The sequence below is a fragment of the Mesorhizobium comanense genome (assembly GCF_005503535.1).
Lineage (GTDB): Bacteria > Pseudomonadota > Alphaproteobacteria > Rhizobiales > Rhizobiaceae > Mesorhizobium > Mesorhizobium comanense.
Map to the genome: position 1 here is coordinate 23,553 of NZ_SCNN01000029.1, position 12,293 is coordinate 35,845.

A 12,293-nucleotide genomic window follows, 5' to 3' on the forward strand; every position below is an offset into this window, starting at 1 on the left:
ATTGATGGGGTATAGAGGGTCTAGAAAATGGATTGGAGATCCGTTCTTGGAATTTCTAAACAATAAACCGCAGAAACACCATTACATACCTATCTTTTACCTAAAAAGATGGGCTTTAGCTCCTGACCTGAGCAGGAATGAAACCCTTCCGCTCGCCAGGGTTAGCACCCGGACCTGCGAAGATTTGGAGGTTTACCGCTTTGGCAAACTCCAGAGGCGGCTCCTTGTTGTCGAGGACTATTATCTGCATAGAAGGATTGAGAGCCGCTAGGCTCTCCCAGAATTTCGGCTCGATTGTTGGCTCAATGCGGTCACTTTCCGCTTCAACGACAGATTGCCCACCACGCTGTTTCACGGTCGTCAAAGGAGAGTCAAGGACGAGAAACCCCGGATGAGGCCTCCCGCGGCTGTGACAATACCTCAACAACGCGACCGAAAGGGCAGCGTGGAGCACAGCGCGGAATCCCTTCCCATGTGCGCGGCGGAACTTGCCATTGACCTTGATGTCGTACTGGCTTTCCTCGAACTCTACCCTGACATCGTCCTTCCAAGACCAATCTCTCAGGACAGCTTCGATCTCCTTGCAGAGTTCCGTCGTCGCCATCGGGTCGAGAGGAGCCCATTTCAGTTTTTTCGGCGGTTCCTCGATGGCCCGTTCAAGCTCTGCCTTCAGCCCCTCTAGCCGGGCCGCTTCAGTCCGGTCGGCACGGGTCGACTGTAGTTCAAGCCGCCGCTTGACCAACTGGTCAAGCGAGGCCTTGGTTTGTTGTCGTGCTGGAGCCAAAACGACGTCCTGGAGCCTGTCGATCTCCCTTAGCCGGTCCGCGTCCTCGCGAGCACCTTTGTGCCAACCGTCACGCCGTTTTTGTAAGTCCGATATGGCGTTCTTGAGATCGGCCTGCAAGCCGCGTATTTTAGCCGCTTCGGCCGACGCCGAAGCGTAAACCTCATCGGAACTGAACTTAGGTCCCGGCTGATCCGGGTGATCGTGTTCAGCGCCTTCGAGCGCCTGTCCGCAGAGAGGACATGCGCTAGTCTGCAAGCCGTCCAGGTAATAGGAACCCTCGGCAATGAAATCGAGGCGCTGAAGGTCTGATGAGTACCTGTCGTCTAACAAACGGTAGCGGGTGAGCATCGCGTCGAGGGCGACGACTTGGGTCTCTGACTTCACAAGAGACTGGTAGACGGCCACGCGCTCCGAATGCAATCGCGTCCGTTCGGTGGCGTTCTGCTCCAAGGTGTCCGACAATCTTGCTATGGTACCTTCGAGACGCTCTATGCTCTCTTCCTCTTCAGCTTCCACATGATCCTTCAACCGGGCATGCAAGGGAGCAAGAAGGTCGGCGAGGAGATCGCGCTGCGCCTTCAGCTTGGCGGATATGATCTCGCGCTTCTCTTGGGCAACGATGCTCGCGTCGTCCTTTCCGGTCAGGAGATAGGAAAACATTCGTTTTTCAGCGGTGTCACTGAACCCACCCCTTAAAATCGGGGAACTTTCGGTTATAATGGCCTCTTCATCGACGAGGAAGATCGGCAACAAAGTGCGGATTGACAGGCGTTGAATCTCGCCGTCACTATTCTTCCTCAGCTTCACCGTCTCTGGCAGACCAAAAAAGGGAAACACCCTCGCGGTGACATCTGGATCAACAGATCGCCCTTGACGTTTCGACGCCAAGGTCTCGCCCTGATTGTTGCCATTCCGGATATGGTCATCTGGAGATCGGGGGAGTTCGAAATAGTCGTCGCTGATCAAGTCGCCAATGGGCTGGGAGTAGGCAATGACTTCGCCACCCTGAAGGCTCCGCTCCAAGGTAAGGACATCGTCCGCTTCGTTCCTGAACTCGAGCCATACAGTCTCGTATGCGGCGGCTTCGTCTATCGTCTTGGTCAGCTGATCGGCACCCAAGACATAGTCGACCAGTCTCAGGAGATAGCTCTTTCCGGTGTCGGAATCGCCGGACACAACGTTGGGGCCAGGATCAAAGCGGATCACCGCGTCAATCTGTCCTCGCCCAGTCATCCTTATCTCGGCAATACGAGACATTACAGATCAACGTCCTTCAATGCTGAGAGTGTGTCGAATTCTGCGCCCCATTCTCCAACTTGTGCGGCCATGTACGACTGCAAGCGTTCGTCGGTATAGGAATCGAACCGCTCGGCGAGCCATTTTGCCCGATCGCGAAGTCCTTCGGCGTATGACGTTTTGAGAAGGCCTACAAAAGCAGACGTGAGGTCCGAGCCCGAATAGTAGATTCCCAGATCGGTCATGTTTCTGATTACCAGCTCGCGAGCGCACATGAGCGACAGACCCGTGTCGACGACCTGGCGCTTGATCACCCATTCCGCCCCGCGGTTAGGCACCGCGGGATGAAGGCTTGGGTAGGACGTGTCGACGTCGCCTGAGTGGACGAGCAGATAGTCGTAACTTATCAGCCTTTGCACGTCGAATAAGGCCGGGCGAGACGCCGATAGAATGAACAGGAGCCTGAAACCACATTCGACTGGCGTATTGAACAAGCGCGGCGGTTGCGGTCTCGGCGCAAGCTTTGCCGCCTCACTCATTCTGGCACCACTTGGCGATGCCGTCATTGGCAAGATGATGGCATATACCTTCGCGATCCAATGGCTTGAGGTGAGGGTCGAGGACATGACCGCTAACAACCTGCGCCTGCGCGGCATTGATCGTCAAACGAAGGCGTTCGTGTCCGCTGGAAGCGGGACCGTTATAGGTATGATAGAGGCCGTCGCCAAATTGCGACACCAGATCGTGGAAAAACTCGACTTGCTGCATTTGATCGTGGGCGAGACGCTTTAGGCCCTCAGCGCTATAGAACGTGATGCGCGACCGCTCGAACAACGTGGCCGATTTTGAATGGCCCGCGAAATCTGCCTCTGCCCTCACGGGAGCGGAGATCATTTCGCTGATCACTTCGAAGAGCTGCTGAACGTAGGTCCGCTCCTCTTCTGTTATGGACGACGGCGGTGCGGGAGCGGGCGGTCGCTCGATCAATGGCTTGCCGAACACGATGTCATGAAAATTGGTCTGAGCATGCTCTTCGAGTATATCCAGGGGTTGCTTCACCTTGACAATCGAGAGGTCTGCCTTCTTTACGAAATCCAGCAACTTGCCTTCAAGCTTGATCTTGGTTTTCTTGGCGATTCCTTCTGCACAATATTCGTCCCAATTCGCGATCAGCTCATCTTTCAACTTCTTGGGATCATCGACTAGGTCCTGCAAGTCACCGGTTACGCCCTTCCGCGTCACAAACCAGTATTCTTTCGGCAGCGTGTATTTTCCGATGGATGCGAAATAGAGTACCTTCCCTATCTCCTCGAACGCGACCCCTTTACCGATTTTGTTGGCGTAGCGCTTGCACTGGTAGAGATGCCAAAATCGGTCGGGAGCCCCGGGCTTACCAAACCAAACGACGATGTCACGTCCTTTGTCCCCCGCCCCTCCACGTTGCTGGACATCGGTCACGCCGGGCAGCTTCTCCTTGAGGTAGCCATGAGCCCATTCGAGAACGAACCGCTCGAAGTCATCGGCGCTGAACAAACCCAAGCGATCTAAGGGTTTCACCGGTAGTCCGTATCCGACGCCGACACCCAGAAGCCTAGCATTCGCGCCGGGCCACTTGGTCGGAATGTCAACGGGCTTGAGTTGGTCTGTCAAAAAAGTCCTCCGGAGAGTATGCTCATTACAGTGCCCGCCCCAACGACACAAGCCAGAGGTGTAGCCCCACCTGTTCGAACTCCCCCACGAAATGGCGTTTCGCTCGGCATAGCCATCTCCGATCAGGAGAGCAGGAACGCCAAACTTTCTAAATGTCAGGATTCGCGGTTTGACCTACAAGCCGACAGATATAGCACTCGAGCCTCAGAAAACAGGCGCTGCATCTGCGGAACCGGCACTCATCTTTTTAGCCAAAGTTCCGAGGTCCTCTCCACCAAGACGCGGTCGGCCGGGAAGACCCGCTTCTGAAATGCCAGCAGGTCATCAAAGCTGCCCTGAAGCCACTGCCGGTATTCGTCGCGATGGAGCAGCACCGGCATACGCTCGTGAACCGGCGCGACCGCCTCGTTGGCATCGGTCACGACGCCGGAATAGACCGGCCCCCACTCATCGCTGACGCGCCAGAGGCCCGCCAAGCGAAGATCGGTTCCTCGCGAACACTGAACCAGGTTCTCGTCATCTTGCCTTTCTTAAGCACGTCATCCCGGCGCCGTGAAGCCTTGGACGGCGGTGTGCCGCTTTGCCATCGATCCCGTGTTCGCAGGACCTCGAACTTTTCGGACGGCGGCGGCTCGCGGTATTGGAACGCAATGACATCCTCGATCGATCCATGAAGCCAACGCTCGTATTCGTCCGGCTTCAGCAGGACCGGCATCCGATCGTTCAGGGGCCTGATCTTCTCGTTCGCCTTCATCGTCATGCCTGCGAAGACGGGTCCGAACTCCGGCGTGTTGCGGCAGAAGCCGGCCCAGGCGACCAGCGGCTGGCGATGAAGCGAGAACCACGTCCTCGTCTTCGACCCTTTGACCCGTCAGGATTGGCAAAGTGTGTTAGCGCTATCAGGCATCGATACTTGGCGTCGACGACAAGCCGATCCCACAGCGGATTGGTGAGGTCGGCAACGAGGCCAATGCGCCCCGGCGGCTCGCCTTTATGGCGCATCTCGCTGGTCTGCCGGGGAAAGCCCCAGGTTGGGGATTTCAGGAGGCGCAGGCCATCCTTTTCGAGCACGATCAGGCCAGGGGTGCCCTCGACGGTCTCGGAAGGAACGCTCGCTACCGAGGAAAGATTGACGCCGAAATGCTCGACGATTTCCTCAATCGGCCGAGATATAGAAAACAGGCGCGACAATTTCGGCCTCCGATCCAGTTTGGTTCCCCAAACTATCATGGGAACATACGAGGAACAATTGTCGGCCCTCGCGACGGCGAACCGCATAAGTTTTTTTGAAGTCGGCAAGCGCGTCGCCTCCGACCTCATGTCAATGATTCGCAAGCAAGAATCCCGCGCGGGCAAAAATGTGAGACAATTTTCCTATTTTCGGGTGGCTTGACTCTTTTTGCCGTGAGGAACAGATACAGAACAAATAGACCTGTACGACATGATGTCGCCTGCCAACACGAACCCGCTGGAGTCCGTGAACGATGAATGCTGCCCGAAACAGGGTGATAACCGAGCTGAGAGAGCGCATCGCCTCGATGGAGAGCCCTGCCTCGCGCAAAGCCGGTGCGTTGCCGTTTCAAGTGGCGGAGGTCGATGCCGCCCTGCCCGGCGGCGGTCTTGCCTACGGCGCGCTTCATGAGGTCTCGGGTGGCGGGGCCGGCGCGGTCGATGGCGCGGCGGCCGCGCTGTTCGCCGCCGGCATCGCGGCTCGAACGACGGGACCGATTGTCTGGTGCCTGACACGGCCGGACCTGTTTTTTCCGGCGCTGGCTCAGGTGGGACTGCATCCCGACCGCGTCTATTTCGTCGAGAGCGACAAGGAGGAAGATGTCCTGGCCAATGCCGAGGAGGCGCTTGCCTATGGCGGGCTCGGCGCCGTCGTCGCCGAGCTGGTGCGTCTGCCGATGGTGGCGAGCCGGCGGCTGCAGCTTGCCGCCGAAAAGACCGGGGCGATGGCGCTGGTTGTCCGGCGCTGGCGGCGGCCGACGGAGGCATCGGACTACGGCCAGCCGACCGCCTCGACCACACGATGGCGGGTGAGCGTACTTCCATCCGAGGAGTTACCGGTCCCTTGCGTCGGACGGCCGAACTGGCTTGTGGAAATTATGCGCGTGAAAGCGGGCGAGTGCGCTGAGTTTATCGTTGGAGCCTGTGATGCCTCGGGTCGTATCGATCTATCTACCGGACCTGCCCACCGACAGGATCAGGCGGGCCGATCCTTCGCTGCCGGCTGAGCAGCCCATCGCCGTCATCGCGCGCAGCGGTTCCCGGCGCTGGGTGGCCGCGGCCGACGCCGCCGCGCGGAAGGTCGGCGTGACGGTCGGGATGCCGGCGGCAAAAGCGCAGGCGCTGTTTCGCGATCTTATGCTGATCGATGCCGATCCGGCGGCCGACGCCGCTGCATTGGAACGCATCACGCTCTGGGCGCTGACGCAATATTCGCCGATCGTCGCGATGGATGCGCCAGACGGGATCGTGATGGACACCGAAGGCGCCGACCATCTGCAGGGCGGCGAGCAGCTCATGTTGACCGCGACCGCCAACCGGTTCCGGGGCAAATCCCTGACGGCCCGCGTCGCCATCGCCGACACCTGGGGCGCGGCGCATGCCTGCGCCCGTGTCATCGCCCGCGAAACCGTCATCGTGCCGCCGGGCGAAACGGCGCGCGCGGTCGAGCGTCTTCCAATTTCCCTGCTGCGCCTGCCCGAGCAAATCGTCGGCGATCTCAGAACTCTTGGCTTCCGAACGATCGGCCAGCTTTCCGCGACGCCGCGCGCGCCCCTCGCCCTCCGCTTCGGGCCGGAAATCGGCCGTCGGCTCGATCAGATGTATGGGCGCATGGCCGAGCCCATCGATCCCATCCGCACCCCGGATATTGTCGAGGTCAGCAAGGCCTTCGCCGAGCCCATCGGCGCGGCCGAGACCATCAACCGCTATGTCGCCGGCCTGGTGACGCAGCTCGTCGAAAAGCTGCAGCGCCGGGGGCACGGCGTTCGCCGCACCGACCTCATCGTCGAAAAGGTCGACGGCACACGACAGGCCATTCGCGCCGGCACGGCCAAGCCCTCGCGCGACGTCACATGGCTCACCAAGCTGTTTCGAGATAGGACGGAGAAGATCGAGCCCGGCTTCGGCATCGAGCGGCTGACGCTGGTCGCCGTCATGACCGAGCCGCTGGAAGAAGTTCAGAGGGCGTCCTCGCTGGTCGAAGACCAGATGACGGACGTCGTCCCCCTCATCGACGTCTTCGCCAATCGCGGCCAGCGGGTCTATCGCGTGATGCCGGTGGCAAGCGACGTTCCGGAGCGCAGCGTGCGGCGGATCGATCCTGCGGCGGTCGCCGCCGGCGCGACGTGGACCCAGCATTGGCCGCGGCCGGTCCGCCTGCTTTCCCGGCCGGAGCTGATCGAGGTGATCGCGCTCATGCCCGACCACCCTCCCGTATCCGTCACCTGGCGGGGCAAGCGCCGGCGCGTCAAGCGCGCCGACGGCCCGGAGCGTATATTCGGGGAATGGTGGACACGCGACGCGGAATATGAGGCGGTGCGCGACTATTTCGTCGTCGAGGACGAAACCGGCGAGCGCCTGTGGATCTTCCGCAGCGGCGACGGCGTCGATCCGGCGACCGGCTCGCATCGCTGGTTCGTGCATGGGATTTTCGCATGAGCTACGCCGAGCTTCAGGTGACCACCCATTTCTCGTTTCTGCGCGGGGCATCGTCGGCGCACGAGCTATTCCAGACGGCCAAGGCGCTCGGCATCTCGGCGCTCGGCGTGGTCGACCGCAATTCGCTCGCCGGCATCGTCCGGGCGCTGGAAGCGTCACGCGAGATGAAGATCCGGCTGGTCGTCGGCTGTCGGCTCGACCTTCAGGGCGGCATGTCGATCCTCGTCTATCCGACCGATCGCGCCGCCTATTCCCGGCTGACCCGGCTACTGACGCTCGGCAAATCTAGAGGCGGCAAGGCTAATTGCATCCTGCACCTCGATGACGTCGCCCAGTATGCGGAAGGGCTGATCGGCGTTCTCGTCCCAGATCTGGCGGACGAGACCTGCGCGGTGCAGCTCCGCAAGATGGCGGAGATTTTCGGGGGCCGCGCCTATATGGCTCTGACCTTGCGCCGCCGGCCGCGCGACCAGTTGCGGCTGCACAATCTGTCGAACCTCGCCACCCGCGTCGGGGTCCGCCCGGTGGTGACGAACGACGTGCTGTTTCATGATCCGGAGCGCCGCCAGCTGCAGGATGTCGTCAGCTGCATCCGGACCAACACCACCATCGACGATGTCGGCTTCGAACGCGAGCGCCATGCCGACCGCTATCTGAAACCGCCGGAGGAAATGGAACGGCTCTTTCCCCGATACAGGGAAGCGCTGGCGCGGACGATGGAGATCGTCGCGCGTTGCAAGTTCAGCCTCGAAGAGCTGACCTATCAGTATCCCGAGGAGGCTATCGTTCCCGGCAAGGACGCGCAGGCTTCGCTCGAGCATTATGTCTGGCAATGCGTTCCCGACCGATATCCGGAGGGCCTGCCGCCCAAGACGCTGCAGATCGTCCGGCACGAACTCGACCTGATCAAGGCGATGAAGTACGCGCCCTATTTCCTGACGGTGTTCTCCATCGTGCGGTTCGCGCGCTCGCAAGGCATCCTTTGCCAGGGGCGCGGATCGGCCGCCAATTCCGCCGTATGCTATATTCTCGGCATCACCTCCATCGATCCCGAGACCAACGACCTGCTGTTCGAGCGGTTTGTTTCTCGCGAGCGCGACGAGCCGCCGGACATCGATGTGGATTTTGAACATGCCAGGCGCGAAGAGGTCATCCAGTGGATTTACAAAACCTACGGGCATGACAAGGCGGCCCTGTGCGCGACCGTCACCCGTTACCGCGCCAAAGGCGCCATCCGGGATGTGGGCAAGGCGCTCGGCTTGCCGGAGGACGTGATCAAGGCGCTGTCGTCGGGCATGTGGTCGTGGTCGGAAGAAGTCAGCGATCGCAACGTCCGCGAACTCAACCTAAACCCGGAGGATCGGCGTCTCGTCCTGACGCTGAAGCTTGCCCAACAGCTGATGGGGGCGCCTCGCCATCTCGGTCAGCATCCCGGCGGCTTCGTCTTGACCAACGACCGCCTCGACGATCTCGTTCCCATCGAGCCGGCGACGATGAAGGATCGGCGGATTGTCGAATGGGACAAGGACGACGTCGAGGCGCTCAAGATCATGAAGGTCGATGTGCTCGCCCTCGGCATGTTGACCTGCATGAGCAAAGCCTTCGACCTGATCCGCGAGCACAAGGGCCGCGATCTCGATCTGGCGAAGATCGAGCCGGAGGACGCGCGGACCTATGAGATGATCCGTCGGGCCGACACGCTGGGCACCTTCCAGATCGAGAGCCGCGCGCAGATGTCGATGCTGCCCCGCATGAAACCCAGGACATTTTACGATCTCGTCATTCAGGTGGCTATCGTGCGGCCGGGTCCAATCCAGGGGGATATGGTCCATCCGTATCTCAGGCGGCGCGAAGGCAAGGAACAGCCGGAATATCCGACGCCGGAGCTCGAGGCGGTGCTGAGCAAGACGCTCGGCGTGCCGCTGTTTCAGGAATCCGCGATGCGGGTGGCAATGGTCTGCGCCGGATTTTCGGGGGGAGAGGCGGACCAGCTCCGGAAAAGCATGGCGACCTTCAAGTTCACTGGCGGCGTCTCGCGTTTCAAGGACAAGCTTGTGAACGGAATGATCGACAACGGCTATTCGGCGGAATTCGCCGACAAGACCTTCGGCCAGCTCGAAGGTTTTGGATCCTATGGTTTCCCCGAGTCGCACGCCGCGTCATTCGCATTGATCGCCTATGCGAGCAGCTTCATCAAATGCCACTATCCGGATGCTTTCTGCGCCGCCCTCTTGAATTCCCAGCCCATGGGTTTTTACGCTCCCGCCCAGATCGTTGGCGATTGCCGCCGGCATGGTGTCGAGGTGCGTCCGGTCTGCATCAACCGCTCCCGCTGGGACTGCACGCTCGAGCCGGTCGGGGATGGCGAGCGGCACGCCGTGCGTCTTGGAATGCGCATGGTGCGCGGGCTGGCGACCGCCGATGCCGCCAAAATCACTGCGGCGCGCGCCGACCAGCCGTTCGACAGCGTCGACGATATGTGGCGTCGCTCCGGCGTGCCGGCCGCTTCGCTCGTGGAGCTCGCCGAGGCCGACGCCTTTCTGCCTTCCCTTGGGCTTGAACGGCGCGACGCGATCTGGGCAATCAAGGCCCTGCGCGACGAGCCCCTCCCCCTCTTTGCCGCCGCGGCCGAGCGCGAAGCGCGCACCATTGCCGAGCAGCAGGAGCCGGATGTCGAATTGCGCCAGATGACCGAGGGCCACAATGTCATCGAGGACTACAGCCACACGGGATTGACGCTGCGCGAGCACCCCCTTTCCTTCCTCCGCCGAGATCTTGCCGAGCGGCGCATTGTGACCTGCCAGGAGGCGATGGCGGCGCGAGACGGGCGATGGCTGATGACCGCCGGCCTGGTGCTGGTCCGGCAAAAGCCGGGCAGCGCCAAGGGGGTGATGTTCATCACCATCGAGGACGAGACCGGCCCCGCGAATGTCGTGGTGTGGCCAAAGTTGTTCGAGCGGCGCCGGCGCGTCGTGCTCGGCTCATCCATGATGGCGATCAACGGCAGGATTCAGCGCGAAGGCGAGGTCGTGCATCTCATCGCCCAGCAGCTGTTCGATCTCTCCGTCGATCTGTCGAGCCTGTCGGAGCGCGATACCGAATTTCGGCTACCGGCCGGGCGCGGCGACGAGTTCGCCCATGGTGGCGGGCCGGACCCGCGCGATCGCCAGGCGCCGGCCGTGCGCCCACGCGACATGTTCGTAAAAGACTTGCATATCGATACGCTGAAGGTGAAAGCCCGGAATTTTCACTAGCCATGGCCAACAACAAGGAAGCGAGCAATGTTGGCGGCTTAGGGCGGCACCCATGTCCTTTCACACGGGTGCCGCCAGCGCGTCAGGCAGCGAGATGCTGTTCGAAGAAGCTGGCGATCTTGTCGAACGGGATTACGTCCACCTTGTCGTAGAGATCGACGTGGCTGGCACCGGGGATGATCATCAGTTCTTTCGGCTCAGCGGCATTTGCATAGGCGGTTTCGCTGAAGTAGCGCGAATGCGCCTTTTCACCATGGATCAGCAGCAGCGGTCGCGGCGAGATTTCCTTGATGTAGCTGAGGATCGGCATGTTCATGAACGCCATCGGCGTCGTGATCGTCCAGGCGTTGCCTGAGTTGACCGCACGCTTATGGTAGCCGCGCGGCGTCATGTAATAGTCGTGGTAATCGACCAGGAACTGCGCCTCGCCGCCCTTCAGCTCATTGTACGGCGGCTGGTAGGCCGGAGTGCCCTTCTCGGCATCGTCCCAGCGCTGCCGGCTCATCTGCTCCAGCGCCTGCGTGCGCTGTTCGGGGGTTACGCTGTCGTTGTAGCCCTTCGACATGACGCGGGTCATGTCGTACATGGTGCTGGCGACGACGGCCTTGACACGCTTGTCGGCGGCGACGGCATTCAACGCCATGCCGCCCCAGCCGCAGATGCCGATGACGCCGATGCGTTCGCGGTCGACGGAGGCGTGCAGGCCGAGATAATCCACCCCTGCCATGAAATCCTCTGTGTTGATGTCGGGCGAGGCGACGTTGCGCGGCTCGCCGCCGCTTTCGCCGGTATAGGACGGATCGAACGCCAGCGTGACGAAGCCGCGCTCCGCCATGGTCTGCGCATAGAGACCCGACGACTGTTCCTTGACGGCGCCGAACGGACCGCTGACGACGATGGCGGGCAGGCGGTCATTCGCCCGGTCCTTCGGCAGGTAGAGATCGCCCGCAAGGGTGATGCCGTAGCGGTTCCTGAAGGTGACTTTCTGATGGTCGACCTTTTCGCTTTTGGGGAAAACTTTGTCCCATTCCTGTGACATGTTCTGAGCCTTTGCGTTGGGAGTTTTGAGAAATGACGCTGCACCGAAGGCAGCAACACCCGCGCCGGTCAGCTTGAGCAGGTTGCGGCGGCCGGCATTGGGCGCGTCCAGATGATGGAGTTCGATTCCAGAGTCGGTGTTCCGGTTCATGGCAGGTTCTCCTTGCAGTTGTGAGAAAGGGGGCGCGCGCCGCGCGTCAGGTCAGCGCTTCGATGCGGAGCGGAAATTCGCCGCGCACCAGCAGAGGTTTTGCGCCCTGATCCAGCCGGCCGATCCGAACCAGCCCGCGCGACCAGCGGTAGGGGCCATGGAACATCGCGAGATTGCCCCAGGGCGCGTAGTAGCAGAGGTCGCCCACCGCCTCGTTCTCGAAGCGTGCGCTACCGTCATCGCTCAGCTTGCGCGGCAGGTAGGCGATCTTCTCGTTGGTCGAATAGTCGTCGATCGTGAGATCCTGCGGCAGCATCGCGAACAGCTCGCGCGCCGCGGCATTGTCTTCCAGCGTTGCCGAGAAATCCTGGTCAGCGAAGGTCAGTTTGAGGCGCATGATCGCTCCTTCCTGGGCTTGGGTGGTCGAGGGCAGAAAGATCGGCAGGGCAAGGCCGGCGACGCCTGTTGCCAGCAATCGACGCCGGGAGATCGGTACGGACGAGCCCAT

The 12,293-nt window shown here is 61.0% G+C and carries 11 protein-coding genes; 3 read left to right on the forward strand and 8 right to left on the reverse strand.

Features of this window, described 5'->3' with window-relative positions; all coding sequences use genetic code 11:
• Positions 1–115: 115 nt before the first annotated feature.
• From FFS37_RS31020 to FFS37_RS31040, 6 genes are all read right to left on the reverse strand, one after another.
• A complete protein-coding gene (locus tag FFS37_RS31020) occupies positions 116–2,044 on the reverse strand; it encodes a hypothetical protein (RefSeq protein WP_137934760.1) in 1,929 nt (642 codons plus the stop codon).
• Positions 2,044–2,562, reverse strand: a complete 519-nt coding sequence (locus FFS37_RS31025; RefSeq protein ID WP_137934761.1) for an ABC-three component system middle component 2 — start codon at positions 2,560–2,562, stop codon at positions 2,044–2,046. Before FFS37_RS31025 ends, FFS37_RS31020 begins: the two co-directional genes overlap by 1 nt.
• Entirely contained in the window at positions 2,555–3,673 is a 1,119-nt protein-coding gene (locus tag FFS37_RS31030; protein ID WP_210240495.1) for an ABC-three component system protein, read from the reverse strand. The genes FFS37_RS31025 and FFS37_RS31030 overlap by 8 nt, the downstream gene beginning before the upstream one ends.
• A 239-nt stretch (positions 3,674–3,912) precedes the next feature.
• A complete protein-coding gene (locus FFS37_RS31035) occupies positions 3,913–4,149 on the reverse strand; it encodes an SOS response-associated peptidase family protein (RefSeq protein WP_232375838.1) in 237 nt (78 codons plus the stop codon).
• Positions 4,092–4,493, reverse strand: coding sequence for an SOS response-associated peptidase family protein (locus FFS37_RS36265; protein ID WP_332313068.1), 402 nt, complete (start codon positions 4,491–4,493; stop codon positions 4,092–4,094). Before FFS37_RS36265 ends, FFS37_RS31035 begins: the two co-directional genes overlap by 58 nt.
• On the reverse strand, positions 4,430–4,864 hold the full coding sequence (locus FFS37_RS31040) for a hypothetical protein (protein WP_232375839.1): 435 nt from the start codon (positions 4,862–4,864) through the stop codon (positions 4,430–4,432). Before FFS37_RS31040 ends, FFS37_RS36265 begins: the two co-directional genes overlap by 64 nt.
• Positions 4,865–5,157: 293 nt before the next feature.
• Between FFS37_RS31040 and FFS37_RS31045 the strand changes: the two genes are divergently transcribed.
• Genes FFS37_RS31045 through FFS37_RS31055 form a run of 3 tightly spaced genes read left to right on the forward strand, consistent with a single transcriptional unit; the run spans position 5,158 to position 10,596 of the window.
• Positions 5,158–5,910: an ImuA family protein gene (locus FFS37_RS31045; protein WP_137934762.1), complete on the forward strand. Its 753-nt coding sequence runs from the start codon at positions 5,158–5,160 to the stop codon at positions 5,908–5,910.
• Positions 5,831–7,342 carry a Y-family DNA polymerase gene (locus FFS37_RS31050; protein WP_171026490.1) on the forward strand — a complete coding sequence of 504 codons (1,512 nt, stop codon included), beginning with the start codon at positions 5,831–5,833 and terminating at the stop codon, positions 7,340–7,342. Before FFS37_RS31045 ends, FFS37_RS31050 begins: the two co-directional genes overlap by 80 nt.
• Positions 7,339–10,596 (forward strand): error-prone DNA polymerase, encoded by a 3,258-nt coding sequence (locus FFS37_RS31055; RefSeq protein WP_137934763.1) that lies wholly within the window; start codon positions 7,339–7,341, stop codon positions 10,594–10,596. Before FFS37_RS31050 ends, FFS37_RS31055 begins: the two co-directional genes overlap by 4 nt.
• Before the next feature lie 82 nt (positions 10,597–10,678).
• On the opposite strand, the gene FFS37_RS31060 is transcribed toward FFS37_RS31055, so the two are convergent.
• The gene (locus FFS37_RS31060; protein WP_137934764.1) at positions 10,679–11,785 is read right to left on the reverse strand and encodes an alpha/beta hydrolase; all 1,107 of its coding nucleotides are present in this window, start codon (positions 11,783–11,785) and stop codon (positions 10,679–10,681) included.
• Between the two features lie 46 nt (positions 11,786–11,831).
• Positions 11,832–12,293 (reverse strand): cyclophilin-like fold protein, encoded by a 462-nt coding sequence (locus FFS37_RS31065; RefSeq protein WP_232375840.1) that lies wholly within the window; start codon positions 12,291–12,293, stop codon positions 11,832–11,834.